The following is a 24078-nucleotide window of genomic DNA, read 5'->3' on the forward strand; positions in this document are numbered from 1 at the left end:
ATGAACATGACAAAAGCGAATTCAATTCAGGATATTTATCCGCTGTCTTACATGCAGGAAGGGATGCTTTTCCATTCCCTCCTGCAAAAAGATTCACAGGCATATGTTGAGCAAGCTTCTTTTACAATAGAAGGAAAAGTCAACTCGCAGTTTTTTCAAAACAGCATCAACGCTCTTGTAGCAAGACACGATATTTTCAGAACGATTTTTATCAGCCAAAATGTTTCCTCTCCCCAGCAGGTTGTCCTGAGAGAACGGAACATCATCGTACAGGAAAAAGACATTACTCATTTAAACGAAGAGAAGCAAGCACAGTTTATCGAACAATTGAAAGGAAAAGACCGCGCCCAAGGGTTTCACTTGCAAAAGGATATGCTCATGCGCATCGCTCTGATTCAAACAGGAGAGAGCCAGTACACTTGTATTTGGACCTTTCATCACATCATGATGGACGGATGGTGCCTCAGCATTGTGCTAAAGGAGTTTCTCCATATTTACGCATCTTATGTAAATGCCACCCCTATATCATTGGAGCCGGTCCAGCCATACGGAAGTTATATCAAATGGCTGATGGAGCAAGACAAAGAGCAGGCAGTTTCATATTGGGAACATTATCTTTCCGGCCATGAACAGCAAACCATGCTCCCGAAGCAGAAAAAAACAAAGGGGAGAAGCAGGCAGGAACACGTTACGTTTTCATTCTCTAAGGAAGAAAGCAGCAGGCTTTCGGAGATTGCGGCAAGAGAAGAAGTAACACTCAGTACGATTTTCCATACCATTTGGGGTATTCTGCTTCAAAAATATAATAATAACGATGACGCCGTATTCGGTTCTGTCATTTCAGGAAGACCCGCAGAAATCGAAGGCATTGAACATATGGTAGGTCTTTTCATTAACACGATACCGATTAGGGTGCAAGGGGCAAAAACACCATTTATACAGCTCATAAAAGATATGCAAAAAGACCGTCTTGCCGCTGAAGCATACAGCTACCACCCTTTATATGAGATTCAAGCCCGTTCAGCTGTTAAACAAGGGCTGATTGATCATATTCTCGTATTTGAAAACTATCCGGTTCAGCAAGAGATTCAGATGCTGAACAAGCAGGAACATACTTCTGATCTTTTTCAGATTCATAACTTCACTGTGGCAGATGAAACCAACTACAGCTTTTATCTTATGGTGGCGCCAGAGGAAGAAATCCATATCAAAATGAGCTATGATGCGGAGCAGCATGATCGGTCTTTTGTGCTTTCTGTCAAGGAGCATCTTCTGAATGCTGTATCGCAAATCTTAAATAACCCGAATCTTCCGCCTGAAGAAATCGAGATCACGACAGATACTGAAAAGCGGCAGCTGATTGGAGAAATCGCGGATCGAACGCCAGTTTACGAAACCATCCATGCGATGTTTGAAAAACAAGCGGAAAAGACACCAGACGCTTATGCTGTAATTGATCAAACCTGTTCGTTAACATACAAAGAACTGAATAAATCGGCTAACAGATTGGCACGGCATTTGCGAATGAAGGGTGTTGCGAGGCAGGAGCCTGTTGCGATCATGATGGAACGCTCTGCGGCATTGATCACCGGGGTTCTTGGTATCTTGAAAGCAGGCGGCGCCATAGTTCCAATTGATCCGAATTACCCGGCTGACAGAATCCGTTATATTCTAAATGACTGCGGCTGTTCGCATGTTGTTTCACAAGCTCATCTTTCCGCATCGCTTGATAACAATTACCTTATCACTCATGCAGAAGATATTGAAAGCACAGAAGACGGCAGTAACATAAAGTCAGTTAACAATGCGGACGATCTGCTGTATATGATTTATACATCAGGTACAACAGGTAAACCAAAGGGCGTTCAATTTGAACATCGAAACATGGCTAACTTGCTGAAGTTCGAATTTGCTCACTCTGGGATTGACTTTGAAGCAGATGTTCTGCAATTTGCGACACCTGCCTTTGACGTCTGTTATCAAGAAATATTTTCTGCGCTTCTGAAAGGCGGCACCCTGCACATCGTGCCAGAATCCATAAAAAGAGATGTGCCTCAGCTGTTTGCATTTATAAACAAGCATCAGACGAATATTGTGTTTCTCCCAACGGCTTTTATCAAAATGATTTTCAGCGAGCGGCAACTTGCGAACTCGTTTCCTTATGGCGTCAAACACTTGATTACAGCTGGGGAACAATTAATTATTTCAGACATTTTCCAAGACGTGTTACGTGAACGCAGCATACACCTGCACAATCATTACGGACCTTCAGAAACTCATGTGGTATCTACGTACACCATTCATCCGGGAGACCCTATTCCTGAGTTTCCGCCAATCGGTAAACCGATAGGCTGTACTGATCTATATATTTTGAATCACCAAAAACAGCTACAGCCATGCGGTGTACCAGGTGAACTCTATATTTCCGGCGCAAGTGTTGCCAGAGGATATGTCAATCACGATAAACTGACACGCGACAAATTTTCATCTGACCCATTCAGGCCTGGTGCGATCATGTACCGTACAGGTGATTTGGCCAGACGGCTTGGAGACGGCAACATCGAATATATAGGACGGGCAGACAATCAAGTGAAAATCAGAGGTTATCGAATCGAGCCGCAAGAAATCGAAGTCACGTTAATGAATCATCCGGACATTAAAGAGGCTGCCATTCTCATCAGACAAGATCAAAACGGAGAACATGAATTATGCGCTTACTATTGCAGTGTACAAAAGCTGAATGCAATAGATTTACGCAGCTATATGGCTAGTGAGCTACCAGAATACATGATTCCGGCGAAATGGATATGGGTTGACAGCATACCTCTTACCCCAAACGGAAAAGTAGACCAAGCAGCGCTTCCAGCGCCAGATGCTTCAATTAGCGGAAATCCATATGCTGCCCCTCGTAATCTGATAGAGGCAAAGCTTTCACAAATATTTGAAGATGTGCTGAAGAATGGTCATATAGGCATCCAAGACAACTTTTTTGACCATGGAGGCCACTCTCTAAAAGCAACAGTGCTGATGTCACGGATCGCAAAGGAATTTCATGTACAAGTTCCGCTTAAGGACATCTTTGCCCATCCGACTGTAGAAGGATTGGCTTTAATCATTCAAGATGCAGAGGAAAATCCGTATGCAGCAATTGAGCCGGCAGAAGAAAGGAAGACATATCCTGTATCTTCGGCACAAAAACGGATATATGTGCTTCAGCAGCTTGATGAGGGTGTCGCCTACAATATGCCTGCGGTCTTAGAACTGGAAGGGGCACTGGATGTCGCTAAACTGTCTGCTGTATGTAAAGAACTGATCAGCCGGCATGAGCCTCTTCGAACTTCCTTTGTATCCGGGGCAGATGGCGAGCCTGTTCAGCGTATCCACACCGAAGTGCCGTTTACATTAAGTATAGAGACCGCTATCGAGGGGTTTATCCGCCCCTTTGATCTCAGCCAGGCGCCATTATTTAGAGCGGGCCTTATAAAAGTGACGAACGAGAAGCATGTATTGCTGGTGGATATGCATCATATCATTTCAGATGGCGTATCCGTTCAGCTCCTAATCCGAGAATTCACCGATCTTTATGCAAACTGCCAGCTTAAGCCATTGCGGATCCAGTATAAAGATTACGCCGTTTGGCAGCAGCAATTTAAAAAGGGAGACTCGTACCAAAAGCAGGAGACTTACTGGCTGCAGCAGTTTAGCGGGGACCTCCCTGCGCTAGAGTTTCCGACAGATAAACGCCGCCCGGCAGAACGGCACTTTACAGGCGGAAAAGTAACCTTTCAATTGGATAAAGAGATCACTGCCCGCATAAAGCGGCTTGCCAATAAAAACAGAAGCACGCTTTATATGACGCTTCTTGCTTTGTATTCAGCCTTTTTGTCGCGGTTAAGCGGTCAGGATGATATCGTAATTGGTTCACCTATCGCCGGACGGCCCCATGCCGACCTTGAAGCAGTTCTTGGGATGTTCGTCAATACACTGGCTCTCCGGACACGCCCGGCAGGCAACAAGACATTTGAAGAATTTCTGAAGGAAGTTAGGCAGACGGCACTAGAAGCGTATGAGCATCAGGATTATCCGTTTGAAGAGCTTGTGGATAAACTCGGCGTACAGCGGGAAATGAGCCGGAATCCACTGTTTGACACAACACTTGTCCTTCAGAATATGGAACAGCAAAAGCTGAAAATGAAAGATGTACAGCTTCGATGGAACGATTTGCAGCATCCAATATCGAAATTTGATATTTCTCTGTATGTTACAGAACACGATTCCGAGCTTTTCTGTCAGTTTGAATACAGTACAGCTTTGTTTGAGAAAGAAACCATCCAAAGGTGGGCCGGCCTTTTCACCACGCTTGTGGAACATACAGCTGTCAGCCCTGAAACAGAATTGGACGATATTCCACTCTTAACAAAAGAAGAAGAGAGAGCTTTCATTGAATCATGCCATCCGTTTCAGGAGACGGGCTATCCGATGAATCAAACTCTCCACTATGCACTTGAACAGCAGGCAGCAAAAACGCCTGATCAGCCGGCCGTTATCTTTGAACATGGAGCGATGACCTATAAAGAGTTGAACGAACAGGCTAACCGTATCGCCTGGGAGCTGATCGGACGAGGAGTAAAATCTGAAACGACTGTTGCCATTATAGGAAAGCGTTCGCCTGAAATGCTGATTGGCATTTATGGCATTCTTAAAGCTGGCGGCGCTTATCTTCCTATTGACCCGGATTACCCGGAAGAACGAATCAGCTTTCTGCTGGAGGACAGCGGTACAGACATTCTCCTGCTTCAGTCTTCCAGCCTGCATGTTCCGGCATTTGCAGGAGAGATTGTTTACCTCAATCAGGCAAATAAACATCGTTTGTCCAATCCGAATGTGGACGTTCTCCCTAAATCTTTAGCCTATGTCATCTATACATCCGGCTCTACCGGCAGGCCTAAGGGTGTGGAAGTTGAACATCGATCTGCGGTGAATTTTTTGAATTCCCTTCAGTCCCGCTATCGGCTGAAGCAATCAGATGTGATTATGCATAAAACATCTTACTCATTTGACGCTTCCATATGGGAGCTGTTTTGGTGGCCTTATGCCGGTGCTTCTGTTTATCTGCTTCCTCAGGGAGGGGAAAAAGAACCTGAAGTGATCGCGAAGGCCGTAGAAGAACAAGAGATCACAGCTATGCATTTTGTGCCATCTATGCTCCATGCATTTTTAGAACATATAAAATATCGACCTGTTCCGATTAAGACAAACAGACTCAAGCGGGTGTTTTCCGGGGGAGAACAGCTGGGGACCCATCTCGTCTCCCGATTTTGCGAGTTACTTCCAGATGTTGCATTAACCAATTCTTACGGACCAACGGAGGCAACTGTAGAAGCTGCGTTCTTTGATTGTCCGCTGCATGAAAAGCTTGAACGCGTTCCAATTGGAAAATCTGTTCATCATGTCAGAATGTATATCCTAAATCAGAAGCAGCGGATGCTGCCTGCTGGATGTATCGGAGAACTGTACATTGCCGGAGCGGGTGTTGCCAGAGGCTATTTAAATCGGCCGGCATTAACGGAGGAGCGTTTTCTTGAGGACCCGTTTTACCCGGGTGAACGCATGTATAAAACTGGAGATCTGGCGCGCTGGCTTCCTGACGGACATGTTGAGTTCCTCGGCCGGTTAGATGATCAGGTGAAAATCCGCGGCTACCGGATTGAGCCCGGAGAAATTGAAGCAGCGCTAAGAGGCATAGAAGGCATCAGGGAGGCAGCCGTTACCGTACGGACAGACAGCGGCGACCCGGAATTATGCGCCTATGCAGAAGGACTAAGAAGAAACGAAGTGCGGACGCAGCTTGAGAGACTTTTACCGGGCTACATGATCCCAGCCCATATAATAGAGATGGAACAGTGGCCGGTTACGCCAAGTGGAAAGCTTGACCGAAACGCCCTGCCAGCTCCTGACGGAGCGGCAGATGAGGAGGCTTACACGGCGCCGAGAAATGTGACAGAGATGAAGCTTGCCCAGCTGTGGGAGGACGTGCTGAAAAATGGCCCTGTTGGGATTCACGACAACTTTTTTGATCGCGGAGGACATTCCTTAAAAGCAACCGCGCTTGTGTCCCGGATCGCCAAAGAATTCGATGTACAGGTGCCGCTGAAAGATGTGTTTGCCCATCCGACTGTTGAAGGACTGGCTTCCGTTATCCGTGAAGGAACGGACAGTCCATATGAAGCGATGAAACCGGCTGAAAAGCGCGTGGCCTATCCGGTTGCCTCCGCGCAAAAACGGATCTATGTCCTTCAGCAGCTGGAGGACGGAGGGACAGGCTACAATATGCCGGCTGTGTTAGAGCTGGAAGGGAAGCTGGACCCCGAAAGGCTGGACAGGGCTTTTAAAGAGCTAATCAAGCGCCACGAGTCGCTTCGGACATCCTTCGAACAGGACGAAAGCGGCGAGCCGGTACAGCGCATCCATGACGAGGTGCCGTTTACATTACAGACAGCAGTCCTCGGCGAACAAACCGAACAGGAAGCCGCAGCCGCGTTTATCGAGCCCTTTGATCTCAGCCAAGCGCCGCTGTTCCGTGCCCAAATCGTAAAGGTGTCAGATGAGCGGCACCTGTTGCTGGTTGATATGCATCACATTATTTCAGACGGTGTTTCCGTCAATATTCTGATTCGGGAATTCGGGGAGCTTTACAACAACCGGACCCTTTCGGCGCTTCACATTCAATATAAAGACTACGCCGTATGGCAGGAAGGGTTTAAAAAAGGAGACGCGTACCAGATGCAGGAGGCGTACTGGCTGAAGCAGCTCGAGGGCGAGCTGCCGGTGCTGGATCTCCCGGCTGATCATACCCGCCCGCCGATGCGGAGCTTCGCGGGTGACAAGGTCTCATTTACGCTTGACCAAGAGGCCGCATCAGGCCTTCATAAGCTGGCACGGGAAAACGGAAGCACACTGTACATGGTGCTTCTAGCGGCTTACACAGCGTTATTGTCACGCTTAAGCGGACAGGAAGATATCATCGTCGGCTCGCCAATCGCCGGCCGGCCGCACAAGGATCTTGAGCCGATACTCGGGATGTTTGTGAACACACTGGCGCTTCGGACACGCCCGGAGGGCGGGAAGCCGTTTGTGGAGTATTTGCAGGAAGTGCGCGAGACAGCATTGGAAGCGTATGAGCATCAGGATTATCCGTTCGAAGAGCTCGTCGATAAGCTTGGGGTGACGAGGGATATGAGCAGAAACCCGCTGTTTGATGCCATGTTAGTCGTTCAAAATAATGATCACCAGCCATTGTATCTGCATGATTTGCAAATGAAGCCGTCACAAGTTTCTCATCTCGTTTCTAAATTCGATTTGACATTACAAGCATCTGAGGGTGACGGGAACATTCATTTCCATTTTGAATATTCAACCGCACTGTTTGAAAAAACAACTATAGAACGCTGGGCATCGCATTTGCCTAATGTACTTAACATCATCGTTAAAAACCCTGAGGTGACACTCAACCATATCGACATCCTGACCCAAGAAGAGCGGAACCAGCTGCTCAATGAGTTTAACACCGGGCAAGCGAATCAATACGAAGAACAAACAATTGACCGTTTGTTTGAGCAGCAAGCTGCACGAACACCAAAAGCTTCTGCACTTGTCAGCGGAGACAAAACACTGACTTATCAAGAGTTGGACGAGTGGTCCAATGGAATCGCTCGTATATTGCGCAGCCGGGGTGTTAAACCGGACACACCAGTAAGCATCATGATGCCTCGTTCGTTCAGCATGATAGCGGCCGTACTTGGTGTTTGGAAAGCAGGAGGCTGTTACGTTCCCATTGATCCGGAATACCCGGCGGAACGGAAACGTTATATCCTCAGCGACAGCGGAACGAAACTGCTGATGACAATAAATGAAACGGATTGGGGAGAGCTTGCTGATTTTGAAGGAGAGATCTTGACGATAGAGAGCGCGGAGGCATACGACAAATCGCCGCTGCCGCAAGTATCGTCTGCTCATCATTTGGCTTATATCATTTATACGTCAGGGACGACGGGCCGTCCAAAAGGGGTGATGGTCGAGCATAAAGGCATTGCCAACACTCTTCAGTGGAGGCGAAACGCTTATGCTTTCAACGAGACAGACGCCATCCTGCAGCTCTTTTCTTTCTCATTTGACGGCTTTTTAACAAGTATGTTCACACCGCTTTTGTCAGGTGCAAAAGCAGTTCTGCTTAAGGAAGAGGAAGCGAAGGACATTCTGGCCATCAAGCATCAGCTGTCTCATCACCGGATTACACATATGATTATTGTGCCTGTTTTATATCGAGCGCTTTTGGATGTATTGCATCCGGAAGATGTAAAGACGCTTAGAATCGTCACTCTAGCGGGAGAAGCAGCTGACCGCGAATTGATAAACCGTAGCCTGGCCATATGTCCGCACACCGAACTCGCCAACGAATATGGACCGACAGAAAACAGTGTGGCCACTACCGTCAAGAGACATATGGAAAAGCAGAAATACGTAAGCATCGGCCAGCCGATTGACGGGACCCAAGTGCTTATTTTAAATGGCAATCATCAGCTTCAGCCAATTGGTGTTGCGGGAGAGCTTTGTATAGCAGGAACGGGGCTTGCAAGAGGGTATATCAACCTTCCGGAGCTGACAGAGAGAGCATTCATCCAGAATCCATTCAAACCTGAAATGCGAATGTACCGAACAGGAGACGCCGCCAGATGGATGGCCGACGGAACACTCGAGTATCTGGGAAGAATTGATGAACAAGTCAAAATCAGAGGCTATCGTGTAGAAACGAAAGAAATTGAATCGGTCATCCGTTGTATAAACGGTGTAAAAGACGCCACCGTACTCGCTCATGTAACAGCATCAGGACAAACTGAATTAAGTGCTTATGTTGTGACCGAACCAGAATTGAGCACAGATACGATACGCTCAGAATTACAAAACAAGCTGCCGGTGTTCATGATTCCTACGTTTATTGAAAAACTGGGCTCACTTCCATTGTCACCAAACGGTAAACTGGATCGCAGAGCACTTCCAAAACCTGTATTCAAGGGTGCAACTGAACGTCCATTCCGCACACCTGCCAGCAAGATGGAACAAATACTGGCGGATATATGGAAGGAAGTACTGGGGGCAGAAAAAATCGGAACAGCTGATTCATTCTTTGAGCTTGGAGGAGATTCGATCAAAGCGTTACAGGTTTCCGCACGGCTTCACCGGATAGGAAAGCAGATGGCAGTGAAAGATTTGTTCAGCCACCCGACCATTCAAGAATTGGCAGCTTATATCCGGGATTCAGATACAAGTTCCAGCCAAGCTGCGATTGAGGGAGACGTACAATGGTCGCCTGTTCAAAAATGGTTTCTTTCTCAAGATATAAAAGAAAAACACCATTTTAATCAGTCCGTTATGCTGCATCGAAGCACCTGTGTACAAGAAAACGCACTTCGCAAAACTTTAAAAGCAATAACGTGTCATCATGATGCGCTGCGGATGGTGTTTACACAGAATGAACAAGGAAAGTGGAGTCAATATAATCGGCCGCTCAGTCATTCGGACGATGCGCTGTATGGCCTTCACATTGTTGATTTACAAAATCCAGACTGCACTGACGGGAATAGATCGTATGAGCCTCTTATCAAACGCCATGTACGTGATATTCAGCAGAAAATGGATTTGAAGAATGGCCCGCTGCTGCAAGCCGGTCTCTTCCGCACAACTGACGGTGATTTCTTATTTTTATCTGCTCATCACTTCGTCGTTGACGGCATCTCGTGGCGAGTTCTGCTTGAGGATTTGGCTTTAGGCTATCGCCAAGCTGCAGGCGGGGAAGATATCCAGCTGCCGCCTAAAACAAGCTCATTCAAAGCGTACACAAAAAAGCTCTCTGACTATGCGGGAAGCCAGCAGCTTATGAAACAGTTCAAGTATTGGCGTGAAACCGAAGAATATGAAACAGAAGCACTGCCTTTTGATCAAATCGACGGAACCATAGCAAACGAGAGTAAACGTTCCACGATTTCGTTTACCTTAAACGATAAAGAAACAGCTGCGCTCTTAAAAGATGCCAACAGCGCATATAACACAGATACTCAGGATATGCTGCTTGCTTCTGTTATTCTTGCGCTGCGCCATTGGACCAATCAATCCGCCTTCAAACTATCATTAGAGAGCCACGGGCGAGAGGATGTATTAGACGGAATAGATGTGAGCCGTACGGTTGGATGGTTTACCGCCATTTATCCATTATTGGTTAAACTGAACTCAGACCTTCCTGATCCGGAAGAATACATGGTTCATGTACTAAAAACAACAAAAGATACACTGAGACGCGTACCGGACAAAGGGTTCGGCTACGGTGTCATCAAATATTTGACTCCGCCTGATAAAAAAGACATCGATTTCACAGGTTCGCCAGAAATCAGCTTCAATTATCTTGGTCAGTTTGAAAGCGGCAGCACAGCTGAAGGACCTGAGGAGGACGCCTTCTCTTTCTCTCCGCTGGGTGCCGGGGATGATATCAGCGCAACATGGAATCGTGAACAGTCGCTGGATATCAGCGCAATCGCCGCAGAAGGAAAAATGGCTGTCAACATGACTTATGACAATACCCGCTTTCAGCGCAAAACGATGGAACAGCTTAGCGAGTATTGCCGTCAATTTTTATTACAGCTGATCGAACACTGCCAGAACAAAAGAGAAACAGAAAAGACGATTAGCGATTTTGATGATCAAGAACTGACCGAGGACGCGCTGCAAGAGATTGCTGATATGCTCAGTTTTCACTAATGAATCCGTGAAGAAAGGTGCAGACACTATGGATAACATCAAAAAAATCAAGAACATTTATCCTCTGAGTCATATGCAGGAGGGAATGCTGTTTCATTCCTTCCTTCGTAAAGAGGAGGGGGCGTATGTTGAGCAGTCGCTCTTCACCATCAAAGGAAGCCTAAGCTATGACTGGTTTCAGCGCAGTATTCAAGCCATCATCGACCGCCATGATATTTTCAGAACGGTATTTTTGCCGCACGTCCCGCATTTGTCGGGACCTCGGCAAGTCGTAATGACAGAACGCGAATTTCATTTGTACAGCGAAGACATTTCCCATCTGCAAATAAACGACCAGAATGAGTTTATTGATTGTTTTAAGGAGAAGGACAAGCAGAAAGGCTTTGATTTACAAAAAGACATGCTGATGCGGATTTCTCTATTCAAAACAGCTGAAGATGAGCATGTCTGTCTCTGGAGTCACCATCACATTTTAATGGACGGCTGGTGCCTCGGCATCGTTCTGCAGGAATTTATGCAAATTTATCAATCTATCCATGCAGGAAAACCACTTTCTTTGGACCCTGTCCGTCCTTACAGCACCTATATTTCCTGGCTGACAAACCGAGACAAAGAAACAGCTGCGGAGTACTGGGATTCCTATTTAAAAAACTACAGCACTCCATCACCTCTGCCTCGTGTGTCTGATGAAGAAAAAAAAGAAGGTTATCATCGTGAGGATTTGATATTTTCATTAAATAAACCACTGACAGACAAGCTGAAAGAGACTGCCAAACAACACGGCGTCACGCTTGCCACCCTTATTCAGGCAGTCTGGGGCGTGATGCTGCAGCAATATAACCGCACAGACGACGTTGTATTTGGCGCAGTTGTATCAGGCAGACCATCAGAAATTCCGGGCGTGGAGCAAATGATAGGGTTGTTTATCAATACCATTCCGGTTCGGATTAAAACACATCAAGACGAAACGTTTCAAGAGCTGCTCAGACGCTGCCAGAAAGAAATGCTGGAAGCTGAGCCGTTCACCTGCCAGCCTTTATTTGATATCCAGGCAAATACCGCTTTAAAACAGGAACTGATTGATCACATTATTGTATTTGAAAACTATCCGTTACAGCAGAAAATCGCCGATTCAACTGATCGCACCGGTTCACCATTGCAAATCGATCAAGTTAAGGTATCCGAGCAATCAGGATATAACTTTAACCTTGTCGTTGCTCCCGGGGAAGAACTTGTTATCAAGTTCAGCTATAATGCGTTTGTTTACGATGCTGCATGGATCAGCTGTATCAAGAGGCAATTGACACAAGCACTAAGCACAGCGGCACAGAACCCTGATATTCCCATTGCAGATTTTTCTTTTCTTGATGTAACAGAAAAAGAGCAGATTGTCACACAGTTCAACAATACAAAAACAGAGTATCCAAAGAATCATACAATCATAGATTTATTTCGTGAACAAGCAGAAGAGACGCCAGACCATACCGCACTTGTGTATGATAATATGTCTTTTTCGTATGAAGAGCTTGATAAACGGTCTAATGCACTTGCCAGAGAGTTATACCAAAATGGGTTTCGGAAAAACGAGACAGCCGGAATATTGGCTGCTCATTCTCCTGAATTTATTATCAGTGTGCTTGCTGTTTTAAAAGCAGGGGGAGTATACCTGCCGCTTGATGCTGAGCTTCCGCCTGAACGGGTCAGCTTTATGCTCGAGGAAACGCAGGCAAAAATGCTGATTGTTCAAAAGGGGCTGGAGCAAAACGCTGCGTTCTCAGGAACACGTCTTACTTCAGATGCACAGACATTGATGGAAGAAAACCATATCCCTATCAACATCGGCTCCAGCCCGGATGATCTTGCATACATCATGTATACCTCAGGATCAACAGGCCGGCCGAAAGGCGTCATGATCACGAATCGCAATGTCGTGTCCCTTGTCAGCAATAGCAATTACACGTCTGCGTCCGTTGATGACCGGTTTATTCTGACTGGATCTATCAGCTTTGACGCCGTCACCTTTGAAATGTTCGGGGCGCTTTTAAATGGTGCAAGCCTTCATATCATTGATAAATCGACAATGCTGTCACCTGATCGGTTTGGGACGTATTTGCTTGAAAATGACATCACAGTGCTATTTTTAACAACGGCTCTTTTTAATCAGCTGGCTCAGGCTCAAGCAGACATGTTCCGCGGGCTCCATACGTTATATGTCGGCGGAGAGGCCCTCTCGCCTGCCCTTATGAATGCTGTCAGACACGCCTGTCCAGATCTGGCACTTCATAATATCTACGGGCCTACGGAAAACACGACATTTTCAACCTTTTTTGAGATGAAAAGAGACTATGCGGGACCGATTCCGATCGGAAAACCAATCAGCAATAGTACCGCTTTCATCTTAGATGCAAAAGGGCGTCTTTTGCCAATAGGCGTTCCCGGCGAGCTTTGTGTCGGCGGAGACGGGGTCGCAAAAGGCTATTTGAACAGAGATGACTTGACAAATGCTGTTTTTTCTCCCCATCCTTTCTTGTCTGGAGAAAGAATATATCGTACTGGTGATTTGGCGCGCTGGCTGCCTGATGGAAACTTAGAATACATCAGCAGGATTGACAGGCAGATTAAAATCCGTGGAAAACGAATTGAGCCCGCCGAAATTGAAGCTCGCCTTTTAGAAATGGAAGGCGTTCAGGAAGCGGCAGTGACATTGAGAGAAAAAGATGGAGAGGCGCAGCTGTACACTCATTACGTTGGCGATGACCAAAGAACTGAAAAGGATATCCGCGCCGATTTGGCGCGTGTGCTCCCAGACTATATGATCCCGCAGCACTGGGTGCGTGTGGAGCGGATGCCGCTTACCGGAAACGGAAAAATAGACCGCAGCGCGCTGCCTATTCCAGAAAATAAGAATGACAAACGACAGGACATCACATTGCCAAGAAACTTGGTTGAAGAAGAATTGGCGAACATTTGGAAGAATGTCCTCGGTGTCAACACAATCAGTATTGATGATGACTTCTTTGCTCTTGGCGGACATTCACTAAAAGCGCTGCAGGTCATACACACACTGAAGCACCAGCAGCAAATTGACATACCGATTGATTTCTTGTTCGAACATCCGACAATTGCTCAGCTTGCCGAAAAACTTTATTCCAAACAGCTGACAGCGGCAGATGAACAGCATGTGATCAAACTGAATCACCACGGTGCGCAAAATCTTTTTTGCTTCCCGCCGATATCAGGCTTTGGCATTTATTTCAAAGAACTTGCTTTATTGCTAAATGACAAGGCAGCTGTATACGGATTTCACTTTATTGAACATGACACCCGCATTGAACAATATGTCAATTGCATGACGGACATACAGCCTGATGGCCCATATGTTTTATTAGGCTACTCTGCAGGCGGAAACCTGGCTTTTGAAGTGGCACAGGCTATGGAACGCAGAGGATTGGAAGTCAGTGACTTCATTATCGTGGACGCTTATTTAAAAGAACAGCCTTTGCCTATCGATACCGGCAATGACGAATCTGCAGCATACCTGCCTGAAGCAGTCAGAGAAAAGGTGATGAAGAAAAAAAGAAACTATCAGGAATATTGGGCGCAGTTGCTGAATAAAGGACACATCAAAGCAAACATTCATTTCATCGAAGCTGGAGTCCAAACCGAAACCAGCGGGCATACAGGCTTAATGAAATGGAAAGGCGCTGCCTACGGAAACTACAGCGAATATACTGGTTTTGGCGCTCACAAAGACATGCTGGAAGGCGCATATGCTGAAAAGAACGCTGACATCATCCTTGACATTTTAGACAAGATCACTTCAAATCAAGCAATACTGCACAAACGATAAAGCGGACTAGCGGACAGAGGCCATTCTCTGTCCGTCTTTCTTTTTGTATCAAGAATGGATAAGGGACACTTGGGAATGATAACATCATCCTTTTTCTTGGAGGCTTCTCATGGACCATCTTTCTTGGCTTACTTTTATCATGCTGATTCTTGCCAGTTACAGGCTGACACATTTGATTGTATTCGACAAAATCACGGAATTTATCCGGAAACCATTTATGAAAAAGAAAAGGATCGTTGATCAAAACGGGCATGTGAACGAAAAAAGCGTGCCGGCATCTAACTTTGGATACATGCTGAACTGCTACTGGTGTGCCGGCGTTTGGTGTGCCATCTTGATCGGGCTGGGCTATCTTTTTTTGCCTCGTATTGCAGTTCCAGTGATCTGTATTTTAGCCATTGCAGGAGCACAGGCGATTCTTGAAACAGCTGTCGGTGTCGGCGTGAAACTCATTGATGTGTTAAAGAGCCTGCAAACTATGATAAATGATAAAAAGTCCTAAAGCAGAGGAATAAAATGCTTCAGGACTTTTTTATTTATCTGGTGATATAGACATAAATCCTGATTTCTTCCATCCGATTAAGCACCCTTTTACAGCCCGGGAATACCGTAATAGCGAATAGTGAAAGTGATGTAATGGGGGAGAAGAAACAGAATGAAGGTTTGTCAAAAGTCGATTGTCCGTTTCCTTGTCAGCTTGATCATCGGAACGTTTGTCATATCCGTTCCGTTTATGGCCAATGCGCAGCCTGACAGGGAACTGAGAGCCGTATGGATTGCTTCCGTATTAAACATTGATTGGCCGTCAAAAAAAGGTTTATCAGTGGAAGAGCAAAAGCAGGAGTATATCAAACTGCTGGACGATGTACAAAAAATGGGGATGAATGCCGTTATTGTTCAGATTAAACCGACGGCAGATGCCTTTTATCCGTCCGCTTACGGACCTTGGTCTGAATACTTAACCGGTGTCCAAGGGAAAGACCCGGGCTATGATCCGCTAGCATTTATGATTGAAGAAACCCATAAACGAAATTTAGAATTTCACGCATGGTTTAATCCTTACCGTATTACGATGAATCATACGGACCTCAATAAATTGTCTGAGGATCACCCCGCAAGAAAGCATCCAGACTGGGTTGCCGCTTACGGAAAACAGCTTTATTATCATCCGGGCATTCCTGAAGCGAGAGATTTTATCGTTAAAGGCATTGAAGAAGTCGTAAAACGTTATGATATCGATGCCGTTCATATGGATGATTATTTTTACCCTTATAAAATAGCCGGACAGGAATTTCCTGATCAAGCACAGTATGAGCAATACGGAAAAGACGATTTTTCCAAAATTGATGACTGGCGGCGAGATAATGTGAACCAGCTTGTCAAACAAATCAACCAAACAATTAAAGCCGCAAAGCCATATGTCAAATTCGGCATCAGTCCCTTTGGAGTATGGAGAAACGCGGCAGATGACCCGACCGGGTCGAATACCAAGGCAGGCGTCAGAAATTATGACGACCTTTATGCAGATACGAGACATTGGATTCAAGAAGGCGACATCGATTATATTGCCCCGCAAATCTATTGGAGCATCGGCTTTAACGCAGCAGCTTACGACGTGCTGGCTGATTGGTGGAGCAATGAAGTCAAGAATAGGCCTGTTCATTTATATATTGGCCAGGCAGCTTATAAAATCAATAATAACTTTGATCCGCCATGGTCCGACCCCGAGGAGTATGTAAGACAAATCACCTTAAACCGTCAGCTTGATCTTGTAAAAGGAAGTATGCATTTCAGCCTCAAAGACCTCAACAAAAATCCGCTTGGCATCAAAGACAGGCTCATCACCGAGCTTTACAGCCAGCCGGCATTGGTTCCGCAAATGCCTTGGCTTGACAGCACAGCCCCAAAAAATCCAAAGCTTACGAAAGTGACCGAAAACAAAAACGGCAACCTTCTGCACATGAAAGATCACCCATCCAATCACAAAACGAAAGAAACAGCCTATTATGCGATATACAGAGCCGAAGGGGAAAAGAACAAAACATTGCTGGCAACCGCGAGAAAGACAAATGAGCAGCAAACCTTCTTAGATGACACGGCAGAGCCAAACACGAAGTATACGTATTATGTCACTTCAGCAGACCGGCTCCATAACGAAAGCAAGGCTTCCAAACGAAAGACTAAATAAGAAATGAGAAGGACGGCTTTCTAAGTCGTCTTTTTTTTAAAAAAAAGTTATTTTGGAGACAGGATACTTAAGATAAGCCGCTGAATTTGTTAAAGAAAAAAAGCGGGGAGAGACTAACATGATTATGGAAGCGGTTTTTGGACATTTCCCAGTATTGAAATCTGAGAATTTAATATTAAGTAAAATCGAAGAGGAGCACGTACAGGATGTATTTTCAATCTACGATAATGACAAAGTATTCGAATACTGCGGCATCATCCCTAAACATAACATAAAAACGGTACATAAAATGATTGGCCATTTTGATAGGGATTACAACAAAAAAAGCAGAATTAAGTGGGGGATTTTTTCGAAAAGTCAAGAGAATACGTTGATGGGAGTCATTGAAGCAATGGATTTTAACCAAAAAGTAAACATGGTAACGATTGGCTACTACTTGGCTGAAGAATACTGGGGGAAAGGCATTGCATCGGAATCCGTCAGCATGCTGTCTCATTTTTATTTGAGAAAGCCAATGTAAACAGAATTCAAGCTGAAGTCATGCCTGCAAATGAGGCTTCAAAAAAAATCCTCTTAAAAAACAATTTTGTGAAAGAAGGATTAGTCAGACAAGCTTCCTATTGGTCAGGTAAAGGAGTTGTCGATTTAGAAATATACGGCATTCTTAAGAACGAATACATATAAAACTTTCCAAAAAAAGAAAGTTTTCGGCATTAGCAGTATTGAAACCTCATGTATTCCATATTATAGTGAATTTAAAAGTTAGTTATTCAACTAACTAATTCATAAGGAGGAGCGTCATGGCAAAACCAAATGTCATTTCCAAAGAAACACTCATTGAATCAGCCAAGAAATGCATCTCAGAAAACGGGTTAGAAAAACTGACGTTAAAATCAGTTGCGGAACAAGCAAATGTCAGCCAAGGCACGGTTTATTATCATTTCCGAACGAAAGAAAACCTCATGCTGGAGGTGGTGCGCCACGTATGCGGCAGCTCATGGGCGAACGTAAAGAACAGCCGGCTCCCTTCAATCGAAAAGATGAGAGAGGCATTGCTGTCAGCAAAATTTCGAACGAAGGAAAATGCAGATTATCATCGGTTATTTTTAACGCTGATCGTATCAAGCTTTCAAAATGAACAAATCAAAGAGCAGCTAAGTCATCTGCTACAATCGGAAAATCAATATCTGACAAAAGAGCTCACTCAATTGTGGGGCGAATCTCCAATTGATGGCGTTTCCTTAACAGCCTGGGGAATAATGCTGAATGCTTTAATTGACGGCCTTGCCATACAGTCTCTCGTTTCCGATGATTTTCCATCAGAAGATGTTTATCAGGAGCTCGAATTGATGCTGGTGAAGCTGACTGAAAAAATGACGTAACACAAAAGGAGACCAAATATGTTTACTCAAAAATTACGTCTTGTCCTTACATTTTCATTTCTGGTCTGGTTAGGTGCTACACTATTTTTTGTCCTGTTCGGAGACGCTGTTTTAACTGATCCGGCCGAAGAACCTTTTTTGCTGAACTTTCTTCTCCTGGAAGCGGGCACCGCTCTCGTTTTATGCCTTGTGTTCTTTCTCTATCAAAAACTCGATCAATCACAGCACGCTGTCATCAAGCTTGGCATATGGGGATCAGCGGTCGGGTTATTGATTGACACGTTTTCCCTTTGGAATCATCCCATTCTCTTTCCAGCACTATCAAAGGGGCAAGTCATTGCATTTGCCATATGGATGGTATGCGCCTATGCCATGTATTTGCTCATCCCGTTGATGTTTTCACATAAAAAATGATTCAGTTTTAATTTTCAGACTTCTTTTGTCAGGGAATGATTACAGAACTCGCCTAATAGGATGTTACAAAGATGTGAAGGAGGAACCCATGTGAATTTTGAGCTGACAAAAGAACAGCAAATGGTGCGTGAAATGGTAAAGGATTTTGCGAAAAAGGAGATTGCTCCTCACGCTGAACATGTAGATCAAACGGGCGAGTTCCCGATCCAAACATTTAAAAAAATGGGTGAACTCGGGCTGATGGGCATCCCATTTCCAGAAGATTACGGCGGGTCAGGCGGAGATACGATTTCATATGCCTTAGCTGTTGAAGAAATCGGCAAAGCCTGCGGCAGTACTGGATTAAGCTATGCTGCTGCGGTCTCGCTCGGCGCAAGCCCTCTTTATTACTTTGGAACAGAAGAACAAAAACGGGCGCATTTGACTCCGCTGGCTTCGGGCAATTCCCTCGGATCATTCGGCCTGACGGAACCAAATGCCGGCTCAGATGCAGGAGGCACTCAAACAAAAGCGGTTACAAATGGTGACGAGTATGTGATCAACGGCGAAAAATGCTGGATCACGAATGCAAGCTACGCACGTACGGTGATTGTGACCGCAGTAACAGGCAAAAACAAAGACGGAAAAAACATCATCTCCGCATTGATCGTGCCAACTGACACACCCGGACTTACGATTACGAGCCCGTACGATAAAATGGGCGTCCGGGGTTCAAATACAGCGGAAATTTTGCTTGAGGATGTCAGAGTGCCTGCGGGCAACTTACTCGGCGATCCAACAAAAGGTTTTAAGCAGTTTCTATATACGCTGGACGGCGGACGGATCTCCATCGCTGCTCTTGCAGTCGGCATCGCCCAAGCGGCACTTGAAGCATCATTGGCATACGCGAAAGAACGAAAGCAGTTCGGACAGCCGATTTCTTCCTTTCAGGCGATTCAATTTAAGCTTGCCGACATGGCGATGGAAATTGATCTGGCCCGGCAAATGGTGTTAAAAGCTGCTTGGCTGAAAGACCATCACCGCCCATTCACAAAAGAAGCGGCGTATGCCAAGCTGTTTGCATCTGAAATGGCGACAAGGGCTTGCAATCAAGCCATTCAAATCCATGGAGGTTCAGGCTACATGAAAGAATATGGGGTAGAACGGATGCTGCGGGACGCAAAATTAATGGAAATCGGTGAAGGCACATCTGAAATTCAGCGTATCGTGATCGCCAGACAGCTTTTAAAATAAAATGTAAACGCTTTCGATTACTTGGAAAGGAGGAACATTGCATGGCTGAACTCATCCATTCCACAATCGGCAGACTGCTGGAACAAATCGCTGAAACCTATCCCGATCAAGAGGCGGTTGTTTATCCAGACAGAAATATCCGCTATACGTACGCCCAATTTAACAGTCTGTGCCGTCAAACCGCTAAAGGACTTATGCGGATGGGGATTGGAAAAGGAGACCACGTAGCCATATGGGCTTCGAATATCCCCGAATGGCTTGCCGTTCAGTTCGCCACCGCGAAAATCGGAGCCGTGCTCGTTACCGTCAATACCAATTATCAAGCACACGAGCTCGATTACTTGCTGAAGCAATCAGATGCTGCGGCGCTTATTGTCATGGATTCTTATCGGGGCACTTCTTACACAGATATCGTGAACAGCCTAATTCCAGAGTCGCAGGAAGCAAAGCCCGGCCAGCTGAACTCAGAACGTTATCCCTTTTTAAAAACGCTCATTTATATTGGCGAAAAACGTTTGCCTGGCATGTATCATTGGGACGATACAGAGATATTGGCGAAAACAGTGACGGATGCTGAGCTGGAAGCAAGAATGAACAGCCTTGAAAAAGACGATGTGATTAATATGCAATACACATCAGGAACGACTGGATTTCCTAAAGGAGTGATGCTGACCCATTTTAATGTCATCAATAACGCTGCCAATATCGCTGAATGTATGGCATTAACCTCTCAAGACCGCATGTGCATCCCGGTTCCGTTTTTTCACTGTTTCGGATGCGTGCTCGGGGTTTTGGCGTGTGTGTCCGTCGGGGCAGCCATGATACCTGTACAAGAATTTGATCCGGTTACCGTCCTTAAAACGGTAGAAAAAGAGAAATGCACAGCGCTCCACGGCGTGCCGACCATGTTTATCGCAGAGCTGCATCATCCGGATTTTGAAGCATATGATTTATCGACGCTCCGAACAGGCATCATGGCCGGTTCTCCCTGTCCGAGTGAAGTGATGAAAGCTGTCATTGAAAAGATGGGCATGAAAGACATTACAATCGCCTATGGTCAAACTGAAGCCTCACCGGTCATTACGCAAACAAGGGCAAATGATTCCTTCATCCGGAGGGTCGAAACAACCGGCCGTGCCCTGCCTCATGCAGAAGTGAAAATCGTAGAACCCGGGACATGTCAAGAAGTTCAAAGAGGCGTGCAAGGAGAGCTATGCACCCGCGGCTACCACGTCATGAAAGGCTATTATAAAGACGAAGAAGCGACTAGAAAAGCAATCAATCCCGACGGATGGCTATTCACCGGTGATCTTGCTGTCATGGATGAAGACGGGTACTGCCGCATCACCGGAAGATTAAAAGACATGCTCATTAGAGGCGGCGAGAACATTTATCCGCGGGAAATCGAAGAATTCCTATACCGGCATCCTGCTATTTTAGATGTACAGGTCGTTGGTGTGCCTGACGCCAAATTCGGGGAGGAGGCCGCAGCCTGGATTAAACTGAAAGACGGAAAAAGCGTTTCACCTGAAGAGCTTAAAGCCTATTGCAAAGGGAAAATCGCCCGCCACAAAATTCCGCGTTATGTTATTTTTACAGACGACTATCCGATGACAGCTTCAGGCAAAATTCAAAAATATAAACTGCGTGAAAAAACGATTGAAATGTACCGCTTATCATCATGTCAATGAGGTGAAGTCATGTTTACAAAAGTACTGATCGCCAACCGCGGAGAAATTGCAATGAGAATTATCCGAACGTGCAGCCGTCTCGGCATCAAAACGGCTGCGGTTTTTTCTGAAGCAGACCGAGACGCGCTCCATACAAAGGCAGCCACAGAGTCCTATTTAATTGGGGAATCAAGAGTCAGTGAAAGCTATTTAAATATAGAGAGAATCATAGAGACGGCGAAAAAAGCAAACGCCGACGCTATCCACCCGGGCTATGGGTTATTATCAGAAAACAGCCGATTCGCTGAACGCTGTAAGCAAGAAAACATCGTGTTTATCGGACCTTCACCCGATATCATTGCAAAAATGGGCAGCAAAATTGAAGCACGAAAAGCAATGGAGGCCGCAGGTGTCCCTGTCGTTCCCGGTGTTTCTGAATCCCTCGGAGACGTACAGGCAGCCTGTCACGCTGCAAATCAAATCGGCTACCCTGTCATGCTGAAAGCTTCAGCGGGCGGAGGAGGCATCGGAATGCAGCTTGTTCAAAACGAGGAAGCATTAATAAAGGCGTACGAGGGGAACAAAAAGCGCGCAGCAGATTTTTTCGGTGACGGATCGATGTATATAGAGAAAGTGATTGAACATGCCCGCCACATCGAAGTTCAGCTTTTGGCCGATCAGCACGGCCATACAGTACACCTGTTTGAACGCGATTGCTCTGTACAAAGGCGGCATCAAAAGGTCATTGAAGAAGCGCCGTCATCATTTTTAGACGATGAATTGAGAATGAAGATCGGGCAAACGGCCGTAAAAGCAGCAAAAGCGATCAGCTATACAAACGCGGGCACCATCGAATTTTTAGTTGACCCGAACCAAAACTTTTATTTCCTCGAAATGAATACGAGATTGCAGGTTGAACACCCCGTGACTGAAGAAATAACAGGCCTGGACTTAGTTGAGCAGCAGCTGCGGATTGCTGCGGGCCATACACTCACATTCTCACAGGAAGACATCAAACGAAACGGGCATGCGATAGAGGTCCGAATATATGCCGAAGATCCCAATACCTTCTATCCGTCACCGGGTACAATCACTGCATTTTCACTCCCTGACCAAAAAGGAGTCAGACACGAGTGTGCAGTAGCAAAAGACAGCACCGTCACTCCTTTTTATGACCCGATGATCGCCAAAATGATTGTCAAAGGCCAAAACAGAGCGGAGGCAATTGAAAAACTGGAGACAGCGCTCCGTGACTACCGGATAGAGGGAATCAAAACAAATCTCCCGCTTCTCATACAGGCTGCTTCATCAAAAGCATTTAAAGAAGGGGATGTCACGACTGACTTTTTGAAACAACACCTATAAAGGAGGCAGTTGTCATGACAGTTAAGATACAAATGGCGGGAAACCTGTGGAAAGTGCACGTCAAAGCTGGCGACCAAATTGAAAAAGGCCAGGAAGTTGCCATTTTGGAATCAATGAAAATGGAAATTCCGATCGTTGCAGACAGAAGCGGAACTGTAAAAGAAGTCAAAAAAAATGAGGGCGATTTCGTGAATGAAGGAGACGTACTGCTCGAACTGAGCGATTCCACTCAATAAACTGGAGGAAGACCATGTCATATCCTAAAAAAGTGAAGATTAAAGAAGTCGGCCCGCGTGACGGCTTACAAAACGAGCCCGAATGGATCGCAACAGAAGATAAAATCGCTTGGATCAACCAGCTTTCCCAGACAGGGCTTTCGTATATCGAAATCACATCCTTCGTTCACCCAAAATGGATTCCGGCACTTCGAGATGCTATAGACGTGGCAAAAGGCATCGACCGTGTAAAAGGGGTAACGTACGCGGCACTTGTCCCGAATCAGAAGGGGCTGGAAAATGCGCTTGAAGGAGGCATTGACGAAGCTTGTGTCTTTATGTCTGTAAGCGAGACGCACAATAGAAAAAACATCAATAAATCCACTTCTGAAACTCTTCAAATTCTTAAACAAGTAAACGATGACGCAAAAAAAGCAAACCTCACAACAAGAGCCTACCTCTCAACCGTTTTCGGCTGTCCGTACGAAAAAAATGTCCCCATTGAACAAGTCATTCGCCTTTCTGAAGCCCTATTTGAATTCGGGATTTCTGAACTGTCGCTTGGAGATACGATCGGAGCGGCAAATCCCGCTCAAGTTGAAACCGTGCTTGAAGCTCTTTTGGCACGATTTCCGGCAGATCAAATTGCCCTGCATTTTCATGATACGAGAGGAACGGCGCTGGCAAACATGGTCACAGCACTCCAAATGGGCATCACTGTGTTCGACGGCTCAGCAGGCGGGCTTGGTGGCTGCCCATATGCTCCAGGTTCGTCAGGAAACGCCGCAACTGAGGATATCGTGTATATGCTTGAACAGATGGATATCAAAACCAATGTAAAGCTCGATAAACTGCTATCCGCAGCCAAATGGATAGAAGAGAAAATGGGCAAACAGCTGCCGAGCCGAAATTTACAGGTATTTAAATCATCTTGATTAAAGAGAGGACAAAA

At 45.7% G+C, this 24078-nt stretch carries 11 protein-coding genes and 1 pseudogene; all 12 read left to right on the forward strand.

Annotated elements, in window-relative coordinates:
* Positions 1 to 6: 6 nt before the first annotated feature.
* Positions 7 to 10809, forward strand: coding sequence for a non-ribosomal peptide synthetase (locus LWH95_RS16020; RefSeq protein WP_232919969.1), 10803 nt, complete (start codon positions 7 to 9; stop codon positions 10807 to 10809).
* A 7-nt stretch (positions 10810 to 10816) separates the two neighbouring features.
* On the forward strand, positions 10817 to 14659 hold the full coding sequence (locus LWH95_RS16025; protein ID WP_232919980.1) for a non-ribosomal peptide synthetase: 3843 nt from the start codon (positions 10817 to 10819) through the stop codon (positions 14657 to 14659).
* A gap of 109 nt (positions 14660 to 14768) precedes the next feature.
* On the forward strand, positions 14769 to 15161 hold the full coding sequence (locus LWH95_RS16030; RefSeq protein WP_232919970.1) for a DUF1360 domain-containing protein: 393 nt from the start codon (positions 14769 to 14771) through the stop codon (positions 15159 to 15161).
* A gap of 153 nt (positions 15162 to 15314) precedes the next feature.
* Entirely contained in the window at positions 15315 to 16847 is a 1533-nt protein-coding gene (locus LWH95_RS16035) for a glycoside hydrolase family 10 protein (RefSeq protein WP_232919971.1), read from the forward strand.
* Positions 16848 to 16965: 118 nt separating this feature from the next.
* Positions 16966 to 17531: pseudogene (locus LWH95_RS16040) on the forward strand (GNAT family N-acetyltransferase).
* Positions 17532 to 17647: 116 nt separating this feature from the next.
* On the forward strand, positions 17648 to 18229 hold the full coding sequence (locus tag LWH95_RS16045) for a TetR/AcrR family transcriptional regulator (protein WP_133489219.1): 582 nt from the start codon (positions 17648 to 17650) through the stop codon (positions 18227 to 18229).
* Between the two features lie 93 nt (positions 18230 to 18322).
* Positions 18323 to 18643: a DUF5367 family protein gene (locus tag LWH95_RS16050; RefSeq protein WP_133489325.1), complete on the forward strand. Its 321-nt coding sequence runs from the start codon at positions 18323 to 18325 to the stop codon at positions 18641 to 18643.
* A 90-nt stretch (positions 18644 to 18733) separates the two neighbouring features.
* A complete protein-coding gene (locus tag LWH95_RS16055) occupies positions 18734 to 19876 on the forward strand; it encodes an acyl-CoA dehydrogenase family protein (protein ID WP_232919972.1) in 1143 nt (380 codons plus the stop codon).
* Positions 19877 to 19917: 41 nt separating this feature from the next.
* Positions 19918 to 21567 (forward strand): AMP-binding protein, encoded by a 1650-nt coding sequence (locus tag LWH95_RS16060; protein ID WP_019258549.1) that lies wholly within the window; start codon positions 19918 to 19920, stop codon positions 21565 to 21567.
* Between the two features lie 9 nt (positions 21568 to 21576).
* Entirely contained in the window at positions 21577 to 22911 is a 1335-nt protein-coding gene (locus LWH95_RS16065) for an acetyl-CoA carboxylase biotin carboxylase subunit (protein WP_232919973.1), read from the forward strand.
* Between the two features lie 14 nt (positions 22912 to 22925).
* Positions 22926 to 23147 carry an acetyl-CoA carboxylase biotin carboxyl carrier protein subunit gene (locus LWH95_RS16070; RefSeq protein ID WP_003238128.1) on the forward strand — a complete coding sequence of 74 codons (222 nt, stop codon included), beginning with the start codon at positions 22926 to 22928 and terminating at the stop codon, positions 23145 to 23147.
* Positions 23148 to 23161: 14 nt separating this feature from the next.
* Positions 23162 to 24061, forward strand: a complete 900-nt coding sequence (gene ldeG / locus LWH95_RS16075; protein ID WP_148981837.1) for a hydroxymethylglutaryl-CoA lyase — start codon at positions 23162 to 23164, stop codon at positions 24059 to 24061.
* Positions 24062 to 24078: the final 17 nt, after the last annotated feature.

Source organism: Bacillus sp. G16 (assembly GCF_021282335.1).
Taxonomy (GTDB): domain Bacteria; phylum Bacillota; class Bacilli; order Bacillales; family Bacillaceae; genus Bacillus; species Bacillus inaquosorum.

Bases quoted from the DNA above. Each gene is read 5' to 3' on its own strand.
- ldeG (WP_148981837.1), top strand. From the start codon at position 23,162: ATGTCATATCCTAAAAAAGTGAAGATTAAAGAAGTCGGCCCGCGTGAC.
- LWH95_RS16065 (WP_232919973.1), top strand. From the start codon at position 21,577: ATGTTTACAAAAGTACTGATCGCCAACCGCGGAGAAATTGCAATGAGA.
- LWH95_RS16035 (WP_232919971.1), top strand. From the start codon at position 15,315: ATGAAGGTTTGTCAAAAGTCGATTGTCCGTTTCCTTGTCAGCTTGATC.
- LWH95_RS16030 (WP_232919970.1), top strand. From the start codon at position 14,769: ATGGACCATCTTTCTTGGCTTACTTTTATCATGCTGATTCTTGCCAGT.
- LWH95_RS16070 (WP_003238128.1), top strand. From the start codon at position 22,926: ATGACAGTTAAGATACAAATGGCGGGAAACCTGTGGAAAGTGCACGTC.
- LWH95_RS16020 (WP_232919969.1), top strand. From the start codon at position 7: ATGACAAAAGCGAATTCAATTCAGGATATTTATCCGCTGTCTTACATG.
- LWH95_RS16045 (WP_133489219.1), top strand. From the start codon at position 17,648: ATGGCAAAACCAAATGTCATTTCCAAAGAAACACTCATTGAATCAGCC.
- LWH95_RS16060 (WP_019258549.1), top strand. From the start codon at position 19,918: ATGGCTGAACTCATCCATTCCACAATCGGCAGACTGCTGGAACAAATC.